The following is a 24,233-nucleotide window of genomic DNA, read 5'->3' as shown; positions in this document are numbered from 1 at the left end:
ATCGGTCTCTCCGACCGGCTCAGGCCACCGGTCGGAGCCGCTCAAAAAAGCCGGTTCAGGCCGTCGTAGGCAGCTACCCGATAGGCTTCGGCCATGGTCGGGTAGTTGAACGTGGTGTTGACGAAGTACTTCAGGTTGTTCTGCTCACCCGGCTGGTTCATGATCGCCTGGCCGATGTGGACGATCTCCGAAGCCTGGTAGCCGAAGCAGTGCACGCCAAGGATTTCCAGGGTTTCGCGGTGGAACAGGATCTTCAGCATGCCCTGCGGCTCACCGGCGATCTGCGCGCGCGCCATGCCCTTGAAGAAGGCCTTGCCCACTTCGTACGGCACCTTGGCCTGGGTCAGTTCCTGTTCGTTGCGGCCGATCGAGCTGATCTCCGGAATGGTGTAGATCCCGGTCGGCACGTCGTTGACAAAGCGCCAGCTGCCATTATCGACGATGCTGCCAGCGGCAGAGCGGCCCTGGTCATGAGCGGCACTTGCCAGGCTTGGCCAGCCAATCACGTCACCGGCACCGTAGATGTTCGGCACGCTGGTGCGGTAGGCCTCGTCGACCTCGATCTGGCCGCGGCTGTTGACCTTGATACCGATGTTTTCCAGGCCCAGCTTGTCGGTGTTGCCGGTACGGCCGTTGCACCACAGCAAGGCGTCGGCCTTGATCTTCTTGCCCGACTTCAGGTGCAGGATCACCCCGTTGTCCAGGCCTTCGACGCGCTCATACTCTTCGTTGTGGCGCACGGTGATGTTGTTGTTGCTGAAGTGGTAGCTCAGCGCCTGGGAAATTTCCGAGTCGAGGAAGCTCAGCAACTGGCCACGGTTGTCCACCAGCTCTACCAATACACCCAGGCCGCTGAAGATCGAGGCGTATTCGCAACCGATCACGCCGGCACCGTACACGATCAGCTTGCGTGGGGTGTGGCTGAGGCTGAGGATGGTGTCGCTGTCGTAGACGCGCGGGTGGTGGAAGTCGATGTCGGCCGGGCGGTACGGGCGCGAGCCGGTGGCGATGATGATGTGCTTGGCGTTGAGCTTTTCCACCACACCGTTCGGGCAGACCACTTCGACGGTCTGCTCGTCGGCGAAGCTGCCGGTGCCGAAGAACACGTCCACGCGGTTACGCGCGTAGTAGCCGGTGCGCGACGCTACCTGCTTGGCGATGACCTTCTCGGCGCTTTTCAGCACGTCCGGGAACGAGAACCAGCGCGGCTCACCGATGGCACGGAACATCGGGTTGGTGTTGAACTGCATGATCTGCCGCACCGAGTGACGCAGTGCCTTGGACGGGATGGTGCCCAGGTGGGTGCAGTTGCCCCCGACCTGGCGACGGCTATCGACCATCGCCACCTTGCGCCCTGCTTTGGCGGCGTTCATTGCCGCACCTTCTCCGGCCGGGCCGGAACCCAGCACCACTACGTCGTAGTTGTAGACAGCCATGCGTACTCCTTCAGAACTGGCCCGCAAGCCACGGTCGCTCGCGGGGCGCGATCATGCCGCCGGGGCGTCATGAGAAAATTCGGGTGCAGTCTAATCAAGCGTGAACGCCGCGCACATTAACCCTTGGTCGCGTCGTAGGCCAATTTTGCCCGCACTACATGTGTGAACCATTCCCTGGCGGCGATCATCCCTGCTTGCGCTTTCATTCGCCTTTCACTGCCCGTTCGAATGCGGGCGTAGCTCGGGAGACGAAGCCACCCTCGGCCCGAGTCACCAATACCGCGGCCAGGTCATGCGCCACGGCAAAATCCCAGCCACGTTCCGGGCCCAGGATCAACAGCAGCGTCGAATAGCCGTCGGCCTGCAGCGCCGAGGCATCGAGCACGGTGACCGCGGCCAGGTCGTGCTGCACCGGGCGCCCGAGGCGGGCATCGAAGGTGTGCGAATAGCGCCGGCCATTCTCCTCGAAATAGTGCCGATAGTCACCCGAGGTTGATACTGAAAGGCCATTGACCGGGATGATCTGGCGGGCTATCTGGCGATCTTCGCGGGGCAGCTCCAGGGCGATGCGCCAGGGGCTGCCATCGGGCTTGCGGCCGGCGGCCTTGAGCTCGCCGGTGGCTTCGGCGACAAAGCTGGCCACGCCCATGGCCTGCAGGCGCGCGGCGATCAGGTCGACGGCATGGCCGGCGGCGATGCTGTTGAAGTCGAGTTGCACCGGGGCGTCCTTGCACAGGGCCTGGCCGTCGATGTGCAAGTGCCGGTAGCCCACGCGCTGGCGCACCTGGGCCAGGGCCAGCGGGTCGGGCACCTGCTCGTGACGTGCCTGGGGGCCGAAGCCCCACAGGTCGAGCAAGGGTTCGACGGTAAGGTCGAAGGCGCCGCCGCTCTGCTCGGCCAGGTGCTGACCAAGGCTGACCAGTTCGAGCATGTCGGGTGGCAGGACCTGGCACTGGTTGGCGGGCAACTGGTTGAAACGGCTGACGGTGGAGTCGCCGCGGTAGGTCGAGTAGTGCTGGTCGATGTCGTGCAGGATGGTTTCGACTGCCGCCTGCACCTGGACCGGCGCCGGGCCGCCGGGTTCGCGCACGTACTGGATGCTGTAGCTGCTGCCCATGGTCGGGCCGCCCAGGCGCTCCAGGGTGGGGGCCTGGTTGCAGGCGGTGAGCAGCATCAGCAAGAAACAAAGAAATGCGCGCAATATCGAGATCTCGAATGCCTGTACTGGCCCTTTCGCGGGCACGCCCGCTCCCACAGGTACCCCACTGCCCTCCAGCCCTGTGATATCCCTGTGGGAGCGGGCGTGCCCGCGAAAGGGCCAGTACAGGCACAGTAAATGCCCGATCAGTTAATCAGGCGAAAAAAAACGGGAACCCGAAGGTTCCCGTTTTTTCATTGCCTTACAAGCGTATCAGTGCGGAAACGCTGGCGGGTTCACACCGGCCATCTCTTCCATCACACGAACCACCTGGCAGCTGTAACCGAATTCGTTGTCGTACCAGACGTACAGAACAACGCGGTTGTCGTTGCAGATGGTCGCTTCGGCGTCGACCACACCGGCGTGGCGCGAACCGACGAAGTCGGTCGAAACCACTTCCTGCGAGCTGACGTAATCGATCTGCTTGTGCAGTTCCGAGTGCATGGCGGTCTGGCGCAGGTACTCGTTGATCTCGTCGCGGCTGGTGGCCTTCTCGAGGTTCAGGTTGAGGATGGCCATCGAAACGTTCGGCGTCGGTACGCGAATGGCGTTGCCGGTCAGCTTGCCCTTCAGCACTGGCAGTGCCTTGGCGGCAGCAGTGGCGGCGCCGGTTTCGGTGATGACCATGTTCAGCGGCGCGGCACGGCCACGGCGGCTGCCCTTGTGGAAGTTGTCGATCAGGTTCTGGTCGTTGGTGAACGAGTGAACGGTTTCGACGTGGCCGTTGACGATGCCGTACTGGTCGTTGATGGCCTTGAGCACCGGCACGATGGCGTTGGTGGTGCAGGAAGCGGCCGAGATGATCTTGTCATCGGCAGCGATGTCACCGTGGTTGATGCCGTGCACGATGTTCTTCAGCGCGCCCTTGCCAGGTGCGGTGAGGATCACGCGGGCAGCGCCTGGGCAGGCCAGGTGCTGGCCCAGGCCGTCGGCATCACGCCATACGCCGGTGTTGTCGACGATCAGCGCGTTTTCGATGCCGTACTGGGTGTAGTCGACTTCGCTCGGGCTCTTGGCGTAGATAACCTGGATCAGGTTGCCGTTGGCGGTGATGGTGTTGTTGGCTTCGTCGATGGTGATGGTGCCATCGAACGGGCCGTGCACCGAGTCACGGCGCAGCAGGCTGGCACGCTTGACCAGGTCGTTCTCGGCGCCCTTGCGCACGACGATGGCGCGCAGGCGCAGGCCGTCGCCGCCACCGGTCTTCTCGATCAGGATGCGCGCCAGCAGGCGGCCGATGCGGCCGAAGCCGTACAGGACAACGTCAGTGCCCTTGCGCGCCGAAGCGTTCTGCTGGCCAACCACCTCGGCCAGTTCTTCACGGACGAACTGCTCGGCAGTGCGGCCATTGCCTTCCTGCTTGAACTTGTTGGCCAGCTTGCCCAGGTCGACCGAAGCGGCGCCCAGTTTCAGCTCGCTCATGGCCTTGAGCAGGGGGAATGTCTCGTGGACGGACAGTTCGGTTTCGTCGGCTTGACGATGACGCGCAAAGCGGTGCGCCTTGAGGATCGAGATAACCGAACGGTTGATCAGGCTACGGCCATAAATCGAGCTCACCACGTTGTTGTTGCGGTAGAGCTGACCGATAAGCGGGATCATCGCTTCAGCCAGGGCTTCACGATCGATCCACTCACCAAGACACTGGTCGGGCTTCTGAGTCACGGGAACCTTCCACATGTAGGGACAGAAAAAAGGGGCTACATTATGACGCCCCAACGCGTTACGGGCAATGAGCGCCTGTCGCGGCCACGCAAGCCAGCGTTCAGGCCCTTTCGAGCCTGACAGCCGGCACCGTCACCGGTACAATCGATCTCTTTGCCGCAACGCTTGGAGTGCAATCTCCCGTGTCAGTTCTGCGCCTACCGCAAATGTCGGCCACGGCCGGCAAACAAACCTGGGGCAATCTACCCGGTGCCGCCCTCAGCCTGGCCATCGCCGAGGCCGCCAGCAGCGCGGGCCGCTTCACTTTGCTGCTGACTGCCGACAGCCAGGCTGCCGATCGTCTGGAACAGGAACTTCGCTTCTTTGCCCCGGACCTGCCGGTGCTGCCGTTCCCCGATTGGGAAACCCTGCCCTACGACCTGTTCTCGCCGCACCAGGACATCATTTCCCAGCGCATCGCCAGCCTCTACCGCCTGCCGGAGCTGAGCCACGGCATCCTCGTGGTGCCGATCACCACCGCCCTGCACCGCCTGGCGCCGACCCGCTTCCTGCTGGGCAGCAGCCTGGTGCTGGACGTGGGCCAGACCATCGACGTGGAGCAGATGCGCCTGCGCCTGGAGGCCAGTGGCTATCGCTGCGTCGACACCGTCTACGAGCATGGCGAGTTCGCCGTGCGCGGCGCGCTGATCGACCTGTTCCCGATGGGCAGCAAGCTGCCCTACCGCATCGACCTGTTCGATGACGAGATCGAGACGCTGCGCACCTTCGACCCCGAGACCCAGCGCTCGATCGACAAGGTAGATTCGGTGCGCCTGCTGCCGGCGCGCGAGTTCCCGATGCAGAAAGAGGAAGTGACCCGCTTCAAGGCGCGCTTCCGCGAACGCTTCGATGTCGATTTCCGCCGCAGCGCGATCTTCCAGGACCTGGCCAGCGGCATCATCCCCGCCGGCATCGAGTACTACCTGCCGCTGTTCTTCGAAGAAACCTCGACCCTGTTCGACTACCTGCCGGCCGACACCCAGGTGTTCTCGCTGCCCGGCGTGGAACAGGCCGCAGAACACTTCTGGAACGACGTGCGCGGGCGTTATGAAGACCGCCGTGGCGACCTGAGCCGGCCGCTGCTGCCACCGGCCGAACTGTTCCTGCCGGTGGAAGACTGCTTCGCCCGGCTCAAGCAATGGCCACGGGTAGTGGTCAGCACCGAAGACCTCGACCCGGGCGTGGGCCGCGAGCGCTTCCCGGCGCGCCCCCTGCCCAACCTGGCAATCGAGGCCAAGGCCAACCAGCCCCTGGCCGAACTGGCCAATTTCCTCGACCAGTTCCCTGGCCGAGTGTTGTTCACCGCCGAATCGGCAGGCCGGCGCGAAGTGCTGCTGGAGCTGCTCGAACGGCTGAAACTGCGCCCGCATACCGTCGACGGCTGGGCCGACTTCATCACCGGCAACGAACGCCTGGCAATCACCATCGCCCCGCTGGACGAAGGCCTGCTGCTGGACGACCCAGCCATCGCCCTGGTCGCCGAAAGCCCGCTGTTCGGCCAGCGGGTCATGCAGCGCCGGCGCCGCGACAAGCGCGGCGAAACCGCCAACGACGCAGTGATCAAGAACCTGACCGAGCTGCGCGAAGGCGCGCCGGTGGTGCACATCGACCATGGCGTGGGCCGCTACCTGGGCCTGGCCACCCTGGAAATCGACGGCCAGGCCGCCGAATTCCTCACCCTGGAATACGCCGAGGGCGCCAAGCTGTACGTGCCGGTGGCCAACCTGCACCTGATCGCCCGCTACACCGGCAGCGACGATGCCCTGGCACCGCTGCACCGGCTGGGCTCGGAGGCCTGGCAGAAGGCCAAGCGCAAGGCCGCCGAACAGGTGCGCGACGTGGCCGCCGAACTGCTCGACATCTATGCCCGCCGCGCCGCGCGCAAGGGCTATGCATTTGCCGACCCGTCCGCCGACTACGCCACCTTCAGCGCCGGCTTCCCGTTCGAGGAAACCCCGGACCAGCAGGCTGCCATCGAAGCGGTGCGCGCCGACATGCTGGCGCCCAAGCCGATGGACCGGCTGGTGTGCGGCGACGTCGGCTTCGGCAAGACCGAAGTGGCCATGCGTGCGGCATTCATTGCCGTGCACAGCGGCCGCCAGGTGGCCGTGCTGGTGCCCACCACCCTGCTCGCCCAGCAGCACTACAACAGCTTCCGCGACCGCTTTGCCGACTGGCCGGTGACCGTGGAGGTGATGAGCCGCTTCAAGTCGGCCAAGGAAGTGGCCAACGCCGCCGCCGATCTGGCCGAAGGCAAGATCGACATCCTCATCGGCACCCACAAGCTGCTGCAGGACGATGTACGCTTCAAGGACCTGGGCCTGGCCATCATCGACGAAGAGCACCGCTTTGGCGTGCGCCAGAAGGAACAGCTCAAGGCCCTGCGCAGCGAGGTGGACATCCTCACCCTCACCGCCACGCCGATCCCGCGTACGCTGAACATGGCGGTGGCGGGCATGCGCGACCTGTCGATCATCGCCACGCCGCCGGCGCGCCGCCTGTCGGTACGCACCTTCGTCATGGAGCAGAACAAGAGCACGGTCAAAGAGGCGCTGCTGCGCGAGCTGCTGCGCGGTGGCCAGGTGTACTACCTGCACAACGATGTGAAAACCATCGAGAAATGCGCCGCCGACCTTGCCGAACTGGTGCCAGAGGCGCGCATCGGCATCGGCCACGGGCAGATGCGCGAGCGCGAGCTGGAACAGGTGATGAGCGACTTCTACCACAAGCGCTTCAACGTGCTGGTGGCCTCGACCATCATCGAAACCGGTATCGACGTGCCCAGCGCCAACACCATCGTCATCGAGCGTGCCGACAAGTTCGGCCTGGCCCAGCTGCACCAGCTGCGCGGCCGTGTTGGCCGCAGCCACCACCAGGCCTACGCCTACCTGCTGACGCCAACCCGACAGAAGGTCAGTGCCGACGCCGAAAAACGCCTGGAGGCGATCGCCAACACCCAGGACCTCGGCGCCGGCTTCGTGCTGGCCACCAACGACCTGGAGATTCGCGGCGCCGGCGAGCTGCTGGGCGAAGGCCAGAGCGGGCAGATCCAGGCGGTGGGCTTTACCCTGTACATGGAAATGCTCGAGCGCGCGGTCAAGGCGATCCGCAAGGGCACCCAGCCCAACCTTGAGCAGCCGCTGGGCGGCGGCCCGGAAATCAACCTGCGCCTGCCGGCACTGATCCCCGAGGACTACCTGCCCGACGTGCATGCGCGGCTGATCCTGTACAAGCGCATTGCCTCGGCTGCCGACGAAGAAGGCCTCAAGGACCTGCAGGTGGAAATGATCGACCGCTTCGGCCTGCTGCCCGAGCCGACCAAGAACCTGATGCGCCTGACCTCGCTCAAGCTGCACGCGGAAAAGCTCGGCATCAAGAAAGTCGACGCCGGCCCCAACGGCGGCAAGATCGAGTTCGAGGCCGAGACCCCGGTCGACCCGCTGACCCTGATCAAGCTGATCCAGGGCCAGCCCAAACGCTACAAGTTCGAAGGCGCCACCCAGTTCCGCTTCCTGGTACCCATGGAACGCCCCGACGAACGCTTCAATAACCTGGAGGCGCTGTTCGAGCGCCTGACCCCACAGCCTGCCTAAGGAAGATCCATGCGTGCCATCCGTTGCCTGACCCTGCTGCTGGCGCTGTTCGCCCCGGCCGCCTTCGCCGAAGGCCTGTATCAGGTAGAAATGATCCTGGTGCGGCAGAACAGCGTGCCCGCCTTCACCAGCCCGTTCGCCCCCGAAGACTGGAGCGCTGGCGCTCCACGCCTGGAAAAGGACGCCGAGCGCCGCCTGGCGCTGGAAGATGAAGCCACCCGCCTGGAAGCCACCGCCGACTACACCGTGCTGCTGCACAAGGCCTGGCAGCAGCAAGTGGGCAGCGAGCCCAGCCGCATCGCCCTGGGCGAAGGCACCGAGCAGTTCGGCCACTTCCCCATCGAAGGCAACCTGAGCATCGCCGAGGGCCGTTTCATTGCGGTCGAGGCCAACTTCTGGGTCAACCAGCTGGACGGCAACGGCAGCGTGCTGCAAAGCGAGCAGTTCAAGCAGAGCAACAGCAACGTCAAGGGCGGCCAGCTGACCTTCCTCGACGGTGGGCACCTGGCGGTGCTGCTGAAGGTGACACCACCAGGTACGCCTAAAATGCCAGTGATGGACCCGGAGATGATGGAGCAGTGATGTGAGCGAGAGCGATGCGCAGTTCTTTGTGCGGGAGCACGACGGCTGGACGTTCGCGTTTGACCGCAAGTCCCTGCAACGCGGCCTGGACTACGCCGAGGAAGGCAGAAGCGAAATCGTGTCCATCCTCGACATGACCGTCCGCGCCCAGTGCGCAGGTTCCGGCGGCCGGACCTACTACCAGCGCATCACGCTGGACATGACGGAAGATGGCCTGGAGTGCCGAGGCACTTGCTCATGCCCGGTGGGCGAAGACTGCAAGCATTGTGCGGCTGCGCTCTATTTGCTGGAGCGCGGGCCGGATTACGCCGAGGGCAGCCATGATGCCCCTCACCCAACGGTTGACGCAGCCCGGCAATCTCTGGACCTCCCACCTGAACTCGCCCATTGGGTCGAGGCCCTGGAAGCTCCGACAAAGCCTGCCGAGCCTGCCAGGCGCAAAGGCCCGTCGCTCTACTACAAGGTCGTTAATGAGCACGGCCTTTGCACGCTCAGCGTATCCAAAGGCACCCGCGAAGCCGATGGCCAGCTGAAACTCGCCCGTGCCAGCTCGCTGCCTGAGATGCTCTACTACACGCCACGTTACGTAACTGATGAGGACCTGCGCATCCTCAGGCTGATTGACGCCCTTGGCAAAAACACCAACATGCCAATCGCAAGGCTGGAAGGAAAGCAAGGCGCAGAGCTGTACGAGTTCGCACTGGCCAGTGGCCGCCTGATCTACGGCGAGCAACTGTTGCCACTAGCCCCCGGGCCGACACTGCCGGCCGAGTTTCGCTGGATGAGGCTTGAGAACGGCAGCTATCGTGGTGCGTGGCACCATGATGAGCGGATGCATGACATGGCACTGCCGCTCGACCCGCTCTATTACATCGATACCCAGACGGGCATGACTGGCAAGCTTGTACATGATCTTGACCCGTTCATTGCCAGCCAACTGGCAAGCGCACCTACGGTGCCCGAACACTTGATCATCCCCCTGAGCCACCGTTTGAATGCACTGAATCGCCAGGTTCCAACGCCTACAAGCGTACGCAGTGAAGAGATCGACAGTATTCAACCCAGGCCGCACCTGACGCTGGGCAGCCTTGAATTCAGCGCCTACATGCCCAAGACCGGCCGCATGCAGCGGCAGATGCAGCATCGGGCCGCACTGGCGTTCGACTATGACGGTTTACGCGCCAGCGGCAGCGACGAAAAACCGCTGAGCCGCCTGGTAGACAACACCAGCCAGCGCATCCGCCGCCAGCCACAAGCCGAGCAGGCGCTGCGCAAGATTCTGCGCGACCTGGGCTTCAAGGCCGCCACCCGACAAAGCAAGGCCCTGCCTGACAGTGCCGGCGAGATGCTCCAGTTGCCCGACGACGAAGCCTGGCTGCGCTTTGCCCGCGAAGGCCTGCCGCGCCTGCGCGAGGCCGGCTGGGAAATCGACATCCATCGCGACTTCGCCTTCAACCTGCAGGAAGTGGACGACTGGTACGCCACCATCGACGAAGCGCCCGGCCATGAATGGTTCGACCTGGAGCTGGGCATCGTGGTCGATGGCCAGCGCCACAGCCTGCTGCCGATCGTGCTGCAACTGCTGCGCAGCAACCCGGAGCTGCTGCGCCCCAGCGAACTGGCCCGGCGCAGTGACGACGAGCACCTGCTGATCGACCTCAACCGTGGCCGCCTCGATGCCCCGGCCCTGCGCGTTGCCTTGCCCTATGGCCGCATCAAGGCAGTGATGGGCACCCTGGGCGAACTGTACCTGCACGAAGACGCCGCAGGCCCGTCCCTGCGCCTGGACCGTGCCGATGCCTCACGCCTGAACGACATCGACGGCCTGCCCCTGCATTGGGAGGGTGGCGAGCATGTGCGCGACCTGGGCCGTCGCCTGCGCGATGCCCGTGACTTGCAGGTAGAACCGCCGTCCGGGCTACAGGCCAGCCTGCGCCCTTACCAGCAGCAAGGCCTGAACTGGCTGCAGGCGCTGCGCGAGATGGGCACCGGCGGCATCCTCGGCGACGACATGGGGCTGGGCAAGACCCTGCAGGCCCTGGCACACCTGCTGCTGGAGAAACAGTCCGGGCGCCTGAGCGCACCGGCCCTGGCGGTGATGCCGACCAGCCTGGTGCCCAACTGGCTGGACGAAGCCCAGCGCTTCGCCCCCGGGCTGCGCGTGCTGGCCCTGCAAGGCCCGGGGCGCAGCAAGCATTTCGCCAAACTGCACGAATACGACCTGGTCCTGACCACCTATGCCCTGGTGCCACGCGACCTCGAGCACCTGCGCGCCCAGGCCTGGCATGTGCTGGTACTGGACGAGGCGCAGAACATCAAGAGCAGCACCAGCAAGGCCGCCCTCGCGGTTTGCGAGCTGCGGGCCAATCAGCGCGTCTGCCTGACCGGCACGCCAATGGAAAACAACCTGGGCGAGCTGTGGTCGATTTTCCACTTCCTCATGCCTGGCTGGCTGGGTGACCTGAAGCGCTTCAACCAGGACTACCGCACACCGATCGAGCGCCACGGCGACATCGAGCGCATGGCCCACCTGGCCAGCCGCATCCGCCCGTTCCTGCTGCGCCGCACCAAGGAGCAGGTAGCCACCGAGCTGCCGGCCAAGACCGAGATGGTGCACTGGGTCGAGCTTAGCGATGCCCAGCGCGACACCTACGAAGCCGTGCGGGTGGCCATGGACAAGAAAGTCCGCGATGAAATCGCCCGCAATGGCGCCGCGCGCAGCCAGATCATCATCCTCGACGCCCTGCTCAAGCTGCGCCAGGTATGCTGCGACCTGCGCCTGGTCAAAGGGGTGGAAAGCAAAGGCAACCAGGCCGACAAGGGCAAACTGGGCGCGCTGCTGGAAATGCTCGAAGAGCTGCTGAGCGAAGGTCGCCGGGTGCTGTTGTTCTCGCAGTTCACCTCGATGCTGGCGTTGATCGAGCAGGAGCTGGAGAAGCGCAAGATCCGCTACAGCCTGCTGACCGGCGACACCCGCGACCGACGCACGCCGGTGCAGCAGTTCCAGCAGGGTGATAGCGAAGTGTTCCTGATCAGTCTCAAGGCGGGTGGCGTGGGCTTGAACCTGACGGCTGCGGACACGGTGATCCACTTCGACCCCTGGTGGAACCCGGCCAGCGAAAACCAGGCTACCGACCGCGCCTACCGCATCGGCCAGGACAAGCCGGTGTTCGTGTTCAAGCTGATCACTCGGGGGACAGTGGAAGAAAAGATCCAGCTGTTGCAGCAGGAGAAGGCGGCGCTGGCGGCGAGCCTGCTGGATGGCGGGCAGGCCGGGCAATGGCGGCTAGGGGATGAAGAGATCGAAGCGCTGTTTGCGCCGCTGCCGGGGAAGCGCGGGCGGTAGCCTAGAATCCCTCGCTGCCTGTACCGGCCTCTTCGCGGGCACGCCCGCTCCCACAGGGATATCAGTGCCCTCAAGGGCGGTGCTGTACCTGTGGGAGCGGGTTCACCCGCGAAGAGGCCGGCACAGGTACACCACCAATTTCGAAACCAGCGCTGCACCTGTGGGAGCGGGCGTGCCCGCGAAGGGGCCGACGCGGTCAATCGACCAACTGCGCCTCCCGCAACGCCCCCAACGCCTCCAGCCACCGCGGCTGCTGGCGATAATCCGTCCGCGCAAACCCTTGCCCACGCATCCGCGCAATCCGTGGCGAGGGCTTGACCTTCATCCGCTGCGCCGCACTCAACGCCAGCTCCGCCGCCGCCCGGTCATTGCACACCAGGCCCATGTCGCAGCCAGCGCTCAACGCCGCCTCGATCCGACTGGCCGCGTCCCCGACCACATGCGCACCCGCCATTGACAGGTCATCACTGAAGATCACCCCGTCAAAGCCCAGCTCGCCACGCAGGATGTCCTGCAACCAGCGCCGCGAGAAGCCAGCCGGCTGGTTGTCGACCTGCGGATAGATGACATGCGCCGGCATCACTGCCGCCAATTGCCCGCTCAGGCGGGTGAACGGCACCAGGTCGGCCTGGCGCAGCTGTTCGAGGCTGCGCTCATCGGTGGGAATGGCCACATGCGAGTCCGCTTCGGCCCAGCCATGCCCCGGGAAGTGCTTGCCACAGGCCGCCATGCCCGCCGCATTCATGCCACGGATGAACGCCCCGGCCAGTTGCGTGGCACGCAGCGGGTCACCCTCGAAGGCGCGGCTGCCCACCACGGCGCTGCGCTGGTGGTCCAGATCGAGTACCGGGGCAAAGCTGAGGTCCAGGCCAACCGCCAGCACCTCGGTCGCCATCAACCAACCGCACTGCTCGGCCAGGTACTCGGCGTTGTCATTGTCGGCCAGCGCACGCATGGCCGGCAGGCGCACAAAGCCCTGGCGCAGGCGCTGCACCCTGCCGCCCTCCTGGTCCACCGCCAGGATCAGGTCGGGGCGGATGGCGCGGATCGACGCGCACAGTTCACGCACCTGGCGCGGGCTGTCGATGTTGCGGGCAAAGATGATCAGGCCGGCCACTTCAGGCTGGCGCAGCAAGTGACGGTCTTCGGCGGTCAGCCATTTACCGGCGATATCCACCATCAGGGAGCCTTGCAGGCTGACAGTCATGGGTAATCCTTCATTGAAGACTGAGAGAAGCCCACTGGGGGCAGGCGGCCTGCTCGATGCGCACCGGGCAATGGGCCGGCACCTGCTCGAACAGGCTTAGCAAATCGGTGTTGCGCAGGCGTATGCAACCATGGGACAGCGCTACGCCCATGGGTTCCGTATCCGGGGTGCCGTGCAAGTAGATATAACGGCGGAAGGTGTCGACCGCACCCAGGCGGTTGACACCCGGCTCGCAGCCACTGAGCCAGAGAATGCGGGTAAGGATCCAGTCCCGGCCGGGGCATTGCGCATGCAAGGCCGGCGACCACACCTCGCCGGTCCAGCGCCGCCCGGCCAATACCGCATTCAGCGGCAAGCCCGCACCAATCTTCGCCCGCACCTGGTGCAGGCCACACGGCGTGCAACCCGAGCCGTTGCGCTCGCCGGCGCCGTTGCGCGCCGTGGAAACCGGCACGCGCAGGCGCAGCTGGCCATCGGCAAAGCCATAAAGGCACTGGTCAGCGAGGGAAATGTGCAGGAAGTCGAGGTCGGGCATGGGCGCTAGCTTAGCCGAAGCGCCCTGCCCCGCCCAGCCTTCAGGCCTTGGCAGTGGTGGCGCTTGCGCTGGTCTTCGTGCGCGGGCGCAGCTGCGCGGTGGCCATGGCGTCGTCGGTAACACCGCTATCGGCACGCATGCCCGCAGCCAGGAACGGCACCATCAGGCGCATTACCTGCTCGATCGAGGTGTTGATGCCGAAATCGGTCTCGGCAATCGCCCGCAGGGCCTTGATGCCGGACATGCTGAAGGCGGCGGCGCCAAGCATGAAGTGCACGCGCCAGAACAGCTCCAGCGGCGGGATGCGCGGTGCGGCCTCGTTGACCAGCAGCATGTAGCGGCGGAACACCTTGCCGTACATGTCTTCCAGGTAACGCCGCAGGTGGCCCTGGCTCTGGCTGAAGGCCAGGCCCAACAGGCGCATGAAGATCGACAGGTCGTTGTTGCTGCGCGGCTGCACGGCCAAAGCCTGCTCGACCAGCATTTCCAGCAGCTCTTCGAGGCTAGGCTTGTGCTCCGGCTTGGCCTGGCGCCGCTCCAGCTCACGTTCGAGGCTGGCGCAGAACGGCCCGAGGAAGCGCGAGAACACTGCCTGGATCAGGGCCTTCTTGGAGCCGAAGTGATAGTTGACCGCCGCCAGGTTGACCCCGGCCTTGCTGGTAATCAGCCGCAACGAGGTTTCTGCGAACCCCCTTTCCGCGAACAGCTGCTCGGCAGCATCGAGAATGCGTTCAACGGTTTCCGATTGGGCCATGACTACTCCGACTACTCCGCCAGACAAACAGGTGTTTGAAACATACGTTTCAGCCCTGCTTCTGTCAAGGCTCGGTGACCGGCCGGTCGCCATTTAAAAGCGCCATGCGGGCGGCTGCAAGCGCCATTGCTGCTGTTTATTGCAGGTTTTGGCTTGCAGCGCATCCAGTACTGTATATAATCCCAGTCACTGTACAAAAAGACAGAGCGCTCACCATGTTGAAACTGACGCCACGCCAAGCCGAAATTCTCGCGTTCATCAAGCGTTGCCTGGAAGACAACGGCTTCCCGCCGACGCGCGCCGAGATCGCTCAGGAGCTGGGCTTCAAGTCGCCCAACGCCGCCGAGGAGCACCTCAAGGCCCTTGCCCGCAAAGGCGCGATCGAGATGACCCCGGGCGCCTCCCGTGGTATTCGCATCCCCGGTCTGGAAGCCAAGGCCGAAGAAAGCGGCCTGCCAATCATCGGCCGGGTTGCCGCCGGTGCGCCGATCCTTGCCGAACAGCACATCGAACAATCCTGCAACATCAACCCCGACTTCTTCCACCCCCAGGCCGACTATCTGCTGCGCGTACACGGCATGAGCATGAAGGATGTCGGCATCTTCGATGGCGACCTGCTGGCGGTACACACCTGCCGCGAAGCCCGCAACGGCCAGATCGTCGTAGCCCGCATCGGCGACGAAGTCACCGTCAAGCGCTTCAAGCGCGAAGGCAGCAAGGTCTGGCTGCTTGCCGAAAACCCCGAATTCGCCCCCATCGAAGTCGACCTGAAAGAACAGGAGCTGGTGATCGAGGGCTTGAGCGTCGGCGTCATTCGCCGCTGATCCAGGAGGCGTCATGCAGCAGTTCATTCACGCACCCGAGCAAGCCCAGTTGCCATTGTTCGAAGCATTCCTCGCCCAGCCCGTACTGCCTGGCCTGAAAACCAGCGAAGTGGCGCGCAAGAGCAGCCAGCCCGAGCTGTTCAGCGAACTGTCGCTGCGCGGAGCCCCCGGGCACTGCCAAAGCCTGCTGGCACCCGTGCTGCGCGAACTGAGCGAAGAGGACGAGACCCGCTGGCTGACCCTGATCGCCCCGCCGTCAAGCCTGACCCAGGCCTGGCTGCGCGATGCCGGGCTCAACCGTGAACGCATCCTGCTGCTGCAACCTCGCGGCAATCAGAGCCCGCTTCAACTGGCCTGCGAAGCCTTGCGCCTGGGCCGCAGCCACACCGTGGTCAGCTGGCTGGGCAACGTCAACGCCACTGCCCGCCAGCAATTGCTGCGCGCTGCCGGTGCCGGAAACGCACAAAGCCTGAACATCCGCCTCGGCTGATGTTCAGGCTTTGCCTGTCATTGCATGAAACCTGATGCCCTGCTGCACCTCAGTGCAGCACACGCGGCCCTTCATCACGCTCAAGCTCGCCATCCATCAGGCGACCGGCCATCTGCACGCCCACGCTGAGCATGGCCTTGGCCACTTCCACATGCTGACCCTGCAGGAACGCCTTGGCGTCTTCCGAGAAATCCAGGGTTACCAGAGAGCCCTCATCCTCGGCGCGACGCAGTTCGATGCGGCCATCAGGCAACTCGACAATTTCCAGAAACGACGTAGACATAAATGGCAGTTCTCCGCGAAAGGCCAGCATTGTACCAGCCGTAGCAGCTATCAGCACTCACTCAACGCGTCGCGGAAACGTCTCACCAGGCCCTTGAGGTTGCTGCGCCAGCTTTCCAGTTCGGCACGCGACAGCGCCGGATGCTCGGGCTCATCGAGATTGACCGCCTGGATCAATGGCTGGGTGACGTCGGTTTTTGGCGCTTTTTTCGCGACCGGTGGTCGGAACAAATCGGCATAAGCACTGAGCATCTGCGCCAGCCAGGTTTCGCGCTGGCGGGCCAGTTCCAGCAGTTCGGCCACTTCCGGGATGGCGATGCCGTTCAGGGCATCGTCGGCCAGTGCTTGCTCGACCGCTGCAACAACTGGCAGGCGGTAGAAGCCACCAATTTCATGACACAGGCCCAGCAGTGCGCCGTAGAGATGGAACAGCGCCGACTCGCGCTCGGCCTGGACCAGGCCCTGGGCATTCATGGCCTGGCTTTGTTCGGCCTTGGCCATGGACTCCAGGGCGAGGCCGGCAAAGAACAGTTTCTGATTGGTGCGGGTGTAGAGTTCCTGGGCCATTTCAGTGCCCTCCCTAAGGCTGCAAGGCGGATAGCTGCATCATAAATGATTGGGGCCGCTTTGCGCCCCTTCGCGGGCTTGCCCGCTCCCACAGGAACTCCATCAAGCCCAAGGCCTGCGCTGTACCTGTAGGAGCGGGCAAGCCCGCGAAGGGGCGCGAAGCGGCCCCAATTACAGCACTGACGGATCAGCGCTTGTCTTCAACCTTCCACGCATTGCCGTCGTAGAACGCCTTCCAGCCGGTCGGCTTGCCATCAACCTCGGACTGCACGTACTGCTCCTTGGTCTTGCGGCTGTAGCGAATCACCGCCGGGCGGCCTTCCGGGTCCTTCTGCGGCGCATCGCACAGGAAGTGGTACTTAGGATCGATCTCATGCTTGTGTGGCACGATCTCCAGCACCAGCGGGGCGCGGGTTTCGCGGTTCTTGGGGAATTGGCTGGCGGCCAGGAACAGCCCCGAAGCGCCATCACGCAGCACGTAGGTATCGTCGACCTTCTCGCACTTGAGCTCTGGCATGTCCACCTTGTCCATCTTCGGTGGCGCCGCCTCGCCGCTCTTGAGCAACTTGCGGGTGTTCTTGCACGCCGGGTTGGTGCAACCGAAGAACTTGCCGAAACGGCCAGTCTTCAACTGCATCTCGCTGCCACATTTGTCGCACTCCAGGCTCGGCCCTTCGTAACCCTTGATGCGGTAGTTGCCTTCCTCGATCTCGTAGCCAGCGCAATCCGGGTTGTTACCGCAGATGTGCAGCTTGTGCTTCTCGTCCAGCAGGTAGGCATCCATCGCCGTGGCGCAGATCGGGCAACGGTGCTTGCCCAGCAACACGCGGGATTCCGATTCACCCTCGTCGTCGGCGGCAATCTCGTCGCCCGGCACCAGGTTGACGGTGGCCTTGCAGCGCTCTTTCGGCGGCAGGCTGTAGCCCGAGCAACCGAGGAACACGCCGGTGGAGGCGGTGCGGATCATCATCGGCCGGCCACATTCCTTGCACGGAATGTTGGTCATGGTCGGTTGGTTGGCGCGCATGCCGTCTTCGCTGGACTCGGCGGTCTGCAGTTTCTTGCTGAAGTCGCCGTAGAACTCGTCGAGCACGTTCTTCCAGTCACGCTCGCCCTGCGCCACGTCGTCGAGGTTCTCTTCCATGTCGGCGGTAAAGCCGTAGTCCATCAGGTTGGAGAAGCTCTCGGACAGGCGCTCGGTGACGATGTCGCCCATCTTCTCGGAATAGAAGCGGCGGTTGTGCAGGGTCACATAGCCACGGTCCTGAATGGTCGAGATGATCGCCGCATAGGTCGACGGGCGGCCGATACCGCGCTTTTCCATTTCCTTGACCAGGCTGGCTTCGGTGAAGCGCGCCGGTGGCTTGGTGAAGTGCTGGCTCGGGTCGATCTGGATCAGCTTCAGCGCTTCGCCCTGGACCATTTCCGGCAACACGTCGTCTTCGCCAGGCTTGCTCTGCTGCGGCAGCACACGGGTGTAACCGTCGAACTTGAGGATACGGCCCTTGGCACGCAGCTCGAAGTCGGCTGCGGCCACAGTGACGCTGGTGGACAGGTACTGCGCTGGCGGCATCTGGCAGGCCAGGAACTGGCGCCAGATCAGCTCGTACAGGCGCTCGGCGTCGCGCTCCATGCCAGTGAGCTTGCTCGGGTGGGTATTCACGTCGGAAGGGCGAATCGCTTCGTGCGCCTCCTGGGCGCCTTCCTTGCTGCCGTACACCAGCGGTGCCTCGGGCAGGTACTGCTTGCCGAACTCGCGCTCGATGTAGCTGCGCGCCATGTCCAGGGCGTCGGCCGACAGGTTGGTGGAGTCGGTACGCATGTAGGTGATGTAGCCGGCTTCGTACAAGCGCTGGGCCATCATCATGGTTTTCTTCACACCGAAGCCCAGGCGGTTGCTGGCGGCCTGCTGCAAGGTGGAGGTAATGAACGGTGCCGACGGCTTGCTGCTGGTCGGGCGGTCTTCGCGCTTGACCACGCTGTAGCTGGAAGCCTTGAGCTTCTCCAGCGCGGCCATGGCCTGGGCTTCGTTCAGCGGCTTGAAGGCCTCACCCTTCTCGCGTGCCACTTCGAAACGCACCTTGGCGTTCTTGGCGGTGCCGAGGTCGGCGTGGATTTCCCAGTACTCTTCCGGGATGAACGCGCGGATTTCGCGCTCGCGCTCCACCACCAGCTTCACCGCCACCGACTGTACACGGCCGGCGGACAGGCCACGGGCGATCTTGGCCCACAGCAGCGGCGAAACCATGTAGCCGACCACGCGGTCGAGGAAACGCCGCGCCTGCTGCGCGTTGACCCGGTCGATATCCAGCTCGCCCGGCTGCGAGAAGGCTTCCTGGATGGCCTTCTTGGTGATTTCGTTGAACACCACGCGCTTGTAGCGGGTGTCGTCGCCGCCGATGGCCTCGCGCAGGTGCCAGGCAATGGCTTCCCCTTCGCGGTCCAAGTCGGTTGCGAGATAGATGGTGTCGGCGTCCTTCGCCAGGCGGCGCAGCTCTTCGATCACCTTTTCCTTGCCAGGCAGGATCTCGTACTTGGCCTTCCAGCCGTGGTCGGGGTCGACGCCCATGCGTGCCACCAGCTGGCGGCGGGCCTTTTCCTTCGGCGACAGGGCCGGAGCCTCACCCGCGGCCTTGCCACGCTTGGCGGCTGGCTCTTTGCTGGCGCTGGCCGAACCGCTGGTGGGGAGGTCTCGGATATGGCCGATACTCGACTTCACCACGTACTGGTTGCCCAGGTACTTGTTGATGGTCTTGGCCTTGGCCGGGGATTCCACAATGACCAGCGATTTGCCCATGGATCGGAGTATTCCTGAATCTGAAGATGAAAAACGCGTCAGGTGCCAGACGCGGCACCGCTATATATAGTGGCAAAAGTGTGAGGTCAAGTTCGGACTATCACTCGTGCGACTTGCCCAGCAACCCGGGCAGCCCCTCTTCGGCCTTGACCAAAGCAAAGCGTGGCACCTGCTCGCCGTCAACCTCGACGGACTCCTGGAACATCGAAAGTGGCCGTACCCAGAAGCTGTAATCACCATACAGGCATTGGTAGAACACCATCCACTCTTCGCTTTCAGAGTGCCGCGCAACACTGAAGACACGGTACTCAGGCCCTTTGTAATGCCGGTATACGCCTGGTTGTATCTGCATGTTGCCCACCCTCTTGAATAAAACCTGTAAAAAACAAAACCGGGGCACAAGGCCCCGGTCGCTGTCCCGCTACGCGATCAGACGCGTTCGAAGACAGTGGTGATACCTTGGCCGAGGCCGACGCACATGGTCGCCACCCCCAGGGTACCGCCATTCTGCTTCATGACGTTGAGCAGGGTGCCGGAAATCCGTGCCCCGGAGCAACCGAACGGGTGGCCCAAGGCAATGGCGCCGCCGTGCAGGTTAACCTTCTCATCCATCTTGTCGAGTACTTTCAAGTCTTTCAGCACTGGCAGGGCCTGTGCAGCGAAGGCTTCGTTGAGCTCGATGAAGTCGATGTCGGCCATGGTCAGGCCAGCACGCTTGAGGGCTTTCTGGGTCGATGGCACCGGGCCGTAGCCCATGATCGCCGGGTCGACACCAGCCACCGCCATGGAACGGATGACCGCCAATGGCTGGATACCCAGGTCCATGGCGCGCTGGCCGGACATGACGATCATGCACGACGCACCGTCGGTGATCTGCGACGAGGTACCGGCAGTGACGGTACCGCCTTTCGGGTTGAACGCCGGCTTCAGCGACGCCAGGCCTTCGAGGGTGGTTTCCGGGCGAATGGTTTCGTCGAAATCGAACACCTTCAGGAAGCCGTTCTCGTCATAGCCCTGCATCGGGATGATTTCGTCCTTGAACTTGCCTTCGACCGTGGCCTTGTGCGCCAGCTGGTGCGAACGCAGGCCGAACAGGTCCTGCTGCTCTCGGGTGATGCCGTGCATCTTGCCGAGCATTTCCGCGGTCAGGCCCATCATCCCGGAAGCCTTGGCGGCATGCAAGGACAGGTGCGGGTTGGGGTCGACGCCATGCATCATGCTGACGTGGCCCATGTGCTCCACGCCACCGACCACGAATACATCACCGTTGCCGGTCATGATCGCCTGGGCGGCGGTGTGCAGCGCGCTCATCGACGAGCCGCACAGGCGGCTGACAGTCTGCGCCGCGGAGGTGTGCGGGATCTGGGTCATCAGCGAGGCCATGCGGGCGATGTTCCAGCCCTGCTCGAGGGTCTGGTTGACGCAGCCCCAGATCACGTCCTCGACTTCTTTCGGGTCGACCTTGTCGTTGCGTTCCAGCAGCTTGCTGATCAGGTGCGCCGACATGTCTTCGGCGCGGGTATTGCGGTGCATGCCACCCTTGGAGCGGCCCATCGGCGTGCGACCGAAGTCGACAATCACGACGTCTCTTGGATTCAGGCTCATATCAAATCTCTCGCTCTAGCTCGTTGACCGCTCAGTTGAAGAAGCGCTGGCCGTTCTTGGCCATTTCACGCAGCTTGGCGGTCGGGTGGTACAGCGGCCCCAGGTCGGCGTACTGATCGGCCAGGGCAACGAATTCAGCCACACCGATCGAGTCGATGTAGCGCAGCGCACCACCGCGGAAGGGAGGGAAACCAATGCCGTAGACCAGGCCCATGTCGGCTTCGGCGGCGGTTTCGACGATGCCGTCTTCCAGGCAGCGCACGGTCTCCAGGCACAGCGGGATCATCATCCAGTTGATGATGTCTTCGTCGGTGACTTCACGCTGCTCGAAGATGATCGGCTTGAGCACGTCGAGCACGCTGGCGTCGGCGACCTTCTTCGGCTTGCCGCGCTTGTCGGTTTCGTAGGCGTAGAAGCCCTTGCCGTTCTTCTGGCCCAGGCGGTTGGCCTCGTACAGTGCGTCAACGGCCGAGCGGCGCTCGTCCTTCATGCGGTCCGGGAAGCCTTCGGCCATCACGTCGCGGCCGTGGTGGCCGGTGTCGATGCCGACCACGTCCATCAGGTACGCCGGGCCCATCGGCCAGCCGAACTTTTCCATGACCTTGTCGATTCGCACGAAGTCGACACCGGCGCTTACCAGCTTGGCGAAGCCGCCGAAGTACGGGAACAGCACGCGGTTGACCAGGAAGCCCGGGCAGTCGTTGACCACGATCGGGTTCTTGCCCATTTTCTTGGCGTAGGCCACGGTGGTGGCGACCGCCACTTCACTGGACTTCTCGCCACGGATGACTTCCACCAGCGGCATCATGTGCACCGGGTTGAAGAAGTGCATGCCGACGAAGTTTTCCGGGCGCTTGAGCGCCTTGGCCAGCAGGTTGATGGAAATTGTCGAGGTGTTGGAAGCGAGGATCGCATCGTCCTTCACCTGGGTTTCCACTTCAGCCAGCACGGCCTGCTTGACTTTCGGGTTCTCGACCACGGCCTCGACGACGATGTCGACATTGGCGAAATCGCCATAGGACAGGGTCGGGCGAATGGCGTTGAGTGCCTCGGCCATCTTGGCCGGGGTCAGGCGGCCCTTCTCGACGCGGTTGCCGAGCAGCTTGGAGGCCTCGTTCAGGCCCAGCTGGATGGCTTCCTCGCGGATATCCTTCATCAGGATCGGGGTGCCCTTGACCGCCGACTGGTAGGCGATGCCGCCACCCATGATGCCAGCGCCGAGCACGGCGGCCTGCTTCACGTCGTGGGCGATTTCGTCATGCGCCTTGGCCTTGCGCTTGAGTTCCTGGTCGTTGAGGAACAGGCCGATCAGGCTCTCGGCAACCGAGGTCTTGGCCAGCTTGGCGAAGCCTGCGGCTTCGACTTCCAGGGCCTTGTCACGGCCGAAGTTGGCAGCCTTCTGGATGGTCTTGATGGCTTCGACCGGAGCTGGATAGTTCGGGCCGGCCTGGCCGGCGACGAAGCCCTTGGCAGTCTCGAAGGCCATCATCTGTTCGATGGCGTTGAGCTTGAGCTTTTCCAGCTTGGGCTGGCGCTTGGCCTTGTAGTCCAGCTCGCCACTGATGGCGCGCTTGACCAGGTCAAGGGCACCGGCCATCAGCAGTTCAGGCGCGACCACGGCGTCGACGGCACCCACTTTCAGGGCGTCTTCGGCACGGTTTTCCTTGCCGGCAGCGATCCACTCGATGGCGTTGTCCGAACCGATCAGGCGCGGCAGGCGCACGGTGCCGCCGAAGCCCGGGTAGATACCCAGCTTGACTTCCGGCAGGCCGATCTTGGCGCTGGTGGACATGACCCGGTAGTCGGCGGCCAGGCACATTTCCAGGCCACCGCCCAGGGCGATGCCGTTGATGGCGGCGACGGTCGGCACTTCGAGGTCTTCGAAGGCGTTGAAGATGCGGTTGGCTTCCAGGTTGCCGGCGACCAGTTCGGCCTCGGGCAGCTTGAAGTTGTCGACGAACTCGGTGATGTCGGCGCCGACGATGAACACGTCCTTGCCACTGCTGACGATCACGCCCTTGACCGAGGCGTCGGCCTGGATGGCATCGACGGCCTGGCGCAGTTCGTTCAGGGTCAGGCGGTTGAACTTGTTGACGGACTCACCCTTGAGGTCGAACTTGAGCTCGACGATGCCACTTTCAAGAGCCTTAACCGTGATGGCTTTACCTTCGTAAATCATCAACTGATCTCCACGATATGGAAGCTGAACAGTACACGCCGATCGCTGCAGCAAAAGCAGGCCTAGCTGCCCTGCCCCAGGCACACCCGTCAGCGCGCTAGTCGGAAGTATGGCTTGGCGTCATGACATACAAACGCTCAATTCATACGCCCGTTTGATTTGGGTGTGCACACATTCTCCGAAAAGATCGGCGTTGTCAAATGCTCGCGAGCAAGGTGAAAACACGACTTTCCGGTCATTTTGTAGCGTCTTGGTACAAAACATGATGACAGTGATTGCTGACCATTCATGTCGGCGATTGACCATGAACCGCAGGAGAATGCTGCAGCTTTTGCCTTGCGCGGCGACCTCGAACGGCTACACTGGCACTTGCTTGAATGCATACCCGGCCTGCCTGGCCTTTTCTGCGCAGCAGAACGCAAAGCGGCGACTTGGCACCCCACCCCTTCAGGGGATCGGCCAAGCCGCCGCTTTGTCGTTCATAGCTATTGAAACCTCCGCATTCCCTGTGGGAGCGGGCGTGCCCGCGAAGAATTCAACGCGGTGGCTGGCACCGGCTGCGCCGGTGTTCGCGGGCATGCCCGCTCCCACAATGACCGTGCCAGACAGGTATCAGGCGAGTGCTTCGAGGACGTGGGCAATATCCTGCAACACAGCCGTATCGCCCCGCTCGGTCCAGTACAGCGCGATCATCCGGGCATCGGCCTCGACCTTGTAGACACTCGCCGGCAAGCGCGCCAGGGCTTCCATGAAGCGTGGGTCCTCGCAGGGTTCCCGCCACTGGTTCCACCACACCCCCGGGGTGATCTGCCAGAAGCTGAAGCTGTCCTCATGCCCGCGGCGACGTGCCCGGTGGTATTGCGGGCACGGGCTTGGCGGCTCCTTTTCCAGCCAGTGCGGCCACTGCTGCGGCGCCAGCTGCATGGCCAAACCCATGCGCCGAGCCTCCAGGCGCAGCTTCATCTGCTCGCTCTGCTTGCGCGAGGTGCGCAGCCAGGAAAGCGGGCTGAGAATCAGCGCGAGGATTGACACCACCAGCAATACCGTCATATCTGTAGTTCCCATAAAACGTTGCAAATGAGCTGGTTAGCCATTTTTCACGGAAGACCCGCCCGAAAGCGACCATACTTCTTCTAT

The 24,233-nt window shown here is 63.6% G+C and carries 18 protein-coding genes; 5 read left to right on the top strand and 13 right to left on the bottom strand.

Annotated elements, in window-relative coordinates; translation table 11 throughout:
* Positions 1 to 41: 41 nt before the first annotated feature.
* From sthA to B2790_RS21820, 3 genes are all read right to left on the bottom strand, one after another.
* On the bottom strand, positions 42 to 1,436 hold the full coding sequence (gene sthA / locus B2790_RS21830; RefSeq protein ID WP_015269541.1) for a Si-specific NAD(P)(+) transhydrogenase: 1,395 nt from the start codon (positions 1,434 to 1,436) through the stop codon (positions 42 to 44).
* A gap of 202 nt (positions 1,437 to 1,638) precedes the next feature.
* Positions 1,639 to 2,637 (bottom strand): FAD:protein FMN transferase, encoded by a 999-nt coding sequence (locus tag B2790_RS21825; protein WP_286919719.1) that lies wholly within the window; start codon positions 2,635 to 2,637, stop codon positions 1,639 to 1,641.
* A 210-nt stretch (positions 2,638 to 2,847) separates the two neighbouring features.
* Entirely contained in the window at positions 2,848 to 4,311 is a 1,464-nt protein-coding gene (locus B2790_RS21820; RefSeq protein WP_031324543.1) for a glyceraldehyde-3-phosphate dehydrogenase, read from the bottom strand.
* Positions 4,312 to 4,478: 167 nt separating this feature from the next.
* Here B2790_RS21820 and mfd point away from each other — a divergent pair, with 167 nt between their 5' ends.
* From mfd to B2790_RS21805, 3 genes are read left to right on the top strand one after another with little or no spacing between them, the layout of a single operon-like run.
* Positions 4,479 to 7,928 carry a transcription-repair coupling factor gene (mfd, locus tag B2790_RS21815; RefSeq protein WP_274079403.1) on the top strand — a complete coding sequence of 1,150 codons (3,450 nt, stop codon included), beginning with the start codon at positions 4,479 to 4,481 and terminating at the stop codon, positions 7,926 to 7,928.
* A gap of 9 nt (positions 7,929 to 7,937) precedes the next feature.
* Positions 7,938 to 8,510, top strand: a complete 573-nt coding sequence (locus B2790_RS21810; protein ID WP_004376408.1) for a CsiV family protein — start codon at positions 7,938 to 7,940, stop codon at positions 8,508 to 8,510.
* Position 8,511: 1 nt separating this feature from the next.
* The gene (locus B2790_RS21805) at positions 8,512 to 11,856 is read left to right on the top strand and encodes a DEAD/DEAH box helicase (protein WP_286919718.1); all 3,345 of its coding nucleotides are present in this window, start codon (positions 8,512 to 8,514) and stop codon (positions 11,854 to 11,856) included.
* A gap of 196 nt (positions 11,857 to 12,052) precedes the next feature.
* On the opposite strand, the gene nagZ is transcribed toward B2790_RS21805, so the two are convergent.
* The 3 genes from nagZ to B2790_RS21790 are packed head-to-tail and all read right to left on the bottom strand — an operon-like array spanning position 12,053 to position 14,352.
* Complete coding sequence (gene nagZ, locus B2790_RS21800; RefSeq protein ID WP_170931124.1) at positions 12,053 to 13,051, bottom strand: beta-N-acetylhexosaminidase; 999 nt, start codon at positions 13,049 to 13,051, stop codon at positions 12,053 to 12,055.
* A 22-nt stretch (positions 13,052 to 13,073) separates the two neighbouring features.
* Positions 13,074 to 13,598: a L,D-transpeptidase gene (locus B2790_RS21795; RefSeq protein WP_025338328.1), complete on the bottom strand. Its 525-nt coding sequence runs from the start codon at positions 13,596 to 13,598 to the stop codon at positions 13,074 to 13,076.
* 40 nt (positions 13,599 to 13,638) lie between these two features.
* Positions 13,639 to 14,352 carry a TetR/AcrR family transcriptional regulator gene (locus B2790_RS21790; RefSeq protein ID WP_075044216.1) on the bottom strand — a complete coding sequence of 238 codons (714 nt, stop codon included), beginning with the start codon at positions 14,350 to 14,352 and terminating at the stop codon, positions 13,639 to 13,641.
* Positions 14,353 to 14,567: 215 nt separating this feature from the next.
* Between B2790_RS21790 and lexA the strand changes: the two genes are divergently transcribed.
* The gene (gene lexA, locus B2790_RS21785; RefSeq protein ID WP_004376420.1) at positions 14,568 to 15,176 is read left to right on the top strand and encodes a transcriptional repressor LexA; all 609 of its coding nucleotides are present in this window, start codon (positions 14,568 to 14,570) and stop codon (positions 15,174 to 15,176) included.
* Between the two features lie 13 nt (positions 15,177 to 15,189).
* The gene (sulA, locus tag B2790_RS21780; protein ID WP_025338326.1) at positions 15,190 to 15,666 is read left to right on the top strand and encodes an SOS-induced cell division inhibitor SulA; all 477 of its coding nucleotides are present in this window, start codon (positions 15,190 to 15,192) and stop codon (positions 15,664 to 15,666) included.
* Positions 15,667 to 15,715: 49 nt separating this feature from the next.
* Here the strand turns inward: sulA and B2790_RS21775 are convergent, their stop codons facing one another.
* The 7 genes from B2790_RS21775 to B2790_RS21745 form a co-directional block, all read right to left on the bottom strand.
* Positions 15,716 to 15,949 carry a hypothetical protein gene (locus B2790_RS21775; protein WP_004376430.1) on the bottom strand — a complete coding sequence of 78 codons (234 nt, stop codon included), beginning with the start codon at positions 15,947 to 15,949 and terminating at the stop codon, positions 15,716 to 15,718.
* 50 nt (positions 15,950 to 15,999) lie between these two features.
* On the bottom strand, positions 16,000 to 16,515 hold the full coding sequence (locus tag B2790_RS21770; RefSeq protein ID WP_286919717.1) for a DUF6586 family protein: 516 nt from the start codon (positions 16,513 to 16,515) through the stop codon (positions 16,000 to 16,002).
* Between the two features lie 187 nt (positions 16,516 to 16,702).
* The gene (topA, locus tag B2790_RS21765; RefSeq protein ID WP_286919716.1) at positions 16,703 to 19,312 is read right to left on the bottom strand and encodes a type I DNA topoisomerase; all 2,610 of its coding nucleotides are present in this window, start codon (positions 19,310 to 19,312) and stop codon (positions 16,703 to 16,705) included.
* A 100-nt stretch (positions 19,313 to 19,412) separates the two neighbouring features.
* Positions 19,413 to 19,664: a DUF1653 domain-containing protein gene (locus B2790_RS21760; RefSeq protein ID WP_023661154.1), complete on the bottom strand. Its 252-nt coding sequence runs from the start codon at positions 19,662 to 19,664 to the stop codon at positions 19,413 to 19,415.
* 77 nt (positions 19,665 to 19,741) lie between these two features.
* Positions 19,742 to 20,917, bottom strand: coding sequence for an acetyl-CoA C-acyltransferase FadA (fadA, locus tag B2790_RS21755; RefSeq protein WP_013971712.1), 1,176 nt, complete (start codon positions 20,915 to 20,917; stop codon positions 19,742 to 19,744).
* A 31-nt stretch (positions 20,918 to 20,948) separates the two neighbouring features.
* Entirely contained in the window at positions 20,949 to 23,096 is a 2,148-nt protein-coding gene (gene fadB / locus B2790_RS21750) for a fatty acid oxidation complex subunit alpha FadB (RefSeq protein WP_137163341.1), read from the bottom strand.
* Between the two features lie 612 nt (positions 23,097 to 23,708).
* Positions 23,709 to 24,146 (bottom strand): hypothetical protein, encoded by a 438-nt coding sequence (locus tag B2790_RS21745; RefSeq protein WP_084785095.1) that lies wholly within the window; start codon positions 24,144 to 24,146, stop codon positions 23,709 to 23,711.
* Positions 24,147 to 24,233 lie beyond the last annotated feature (87 nt).

This window comes from Pseudomonas sp. UBA6753 (assembly GCF_002453565.1).
GTDB classification, from domain to species: Bacteria; Pseudomonadota; Gammaproteobacteria; order Pseudomonadales; family Pseudomonadaceae; genus Aquipseudomonas; species Aquipseudomonas putida_Z.
Note: the sequence above shows the minus strand (reverse complement) of the source record. Positions and strands in the feature narration are given on the sequence as shown.

What these genes read in the sequence shown, in the direction of transcription:
- sthA (WP_015269541.1), bottom strand. Translation starts at nt 1,436, where the DNA reads ATGGCTGTCTACAACTACGACGTAGTGGTGCTGGGTTCCGGCCCGGCC.
- B2790_RS21810 (WP_004376408.1), top strand. Translation starts at nt 7,938, where the DNA reads ATGCGTGCCATCCGTTGCCTGACCCTGCTGCTGGCGCTGTTCGCCCCG.
- topA (WP_286919716.1), bottom strand. Translation starts at nt 19,312, where the DNA reads ATGGGCAAATCGCTGGTCATTGTGGAATCCCCGGCCAAGGCCAAGACC.
- B2790_RS21790 (WP_075044216.1), bottom strand. Translation starts at nt 14,352, where the DNA reads ATGGCCCAATCGGAAACCGTTGAACGCATTCTCGATGCTGCCGAGCAG.
- B2790_RS21770 (WP_286919717.1), bottom strand. Translation starts at nt 16,515, where the DNA reads ATGGCCCAGGAACTCTACACCCGCACCAATCAGAAACTGTTCTTTGCC.
- B2790_RS21775 (WP_004376430.1), bottom strand. Translation starts at nt 15,949, where the DNA reads ATGTCTACGTCGTTTCTGGAAATTGTCGAGTTGCCTGATGGCCGCATC.
- lexA (WP_004376420.1), top strand. Translation starts at nt 14,568, where the DNA reads ATGTTGAAACTGACGCCACGCCAAGCCGAAATTCTCGCGTTCATCAAG.
- B2790_RS21795 (WP_025338328.1), bottom strand. Translation starts at nt 13,598, where the DNA reads ATGCCCGACCTCGACTTCCTGCACATTTCCCTCGCTGACCAGTGCCTT.
- B2790_RS21820 (WP_031324543.1), bottom strand. Translation starts at nt 4,311, where the DNA reads ATGTGGAAGGTTCCCGTGACTCAGAAGCCCGACCAGTGTCTTGGTGAG.
- sulA (WP_025338326.1), top strand. Translation starts at nt 15,190, where the DNA reads ATGCAGCAGTTCATTCACGCACCCGAGCAAGCCCAGTTGCCATTGTTC.
- B2790_RS21745 (WP_084785095.1), bottom strand. Translation starts at nt 24,146, where the DNA reads ATGACGGTATTGCTGGTGGTGTCAATCCTCGCGCTGATTCTCAGCCCG.
- fadB (WP_137163341.1), bottom strand. Translation starts at nt 23,096, where the DNA reads ATGATTTACGAAGGTAAAGCCATCACGGTTAAGGCTCTTGAAAGTGGC.
- B2790_RS21760 (WP_023661154.1), bottom strand. Translation starts at nt 19,664, where the DNA reads ATGCAGATACAACCAGGCGTATACCGGCATTACAAAGGGCCTGAGTAC.
- fadA (WP_013971712.1), bottom strand. Translation starts at nt 20,917, where the DNA reads ATGAGCCTGAATCCAAGAGACGTCGTGATTGTCGACTTCGGTCGCACG.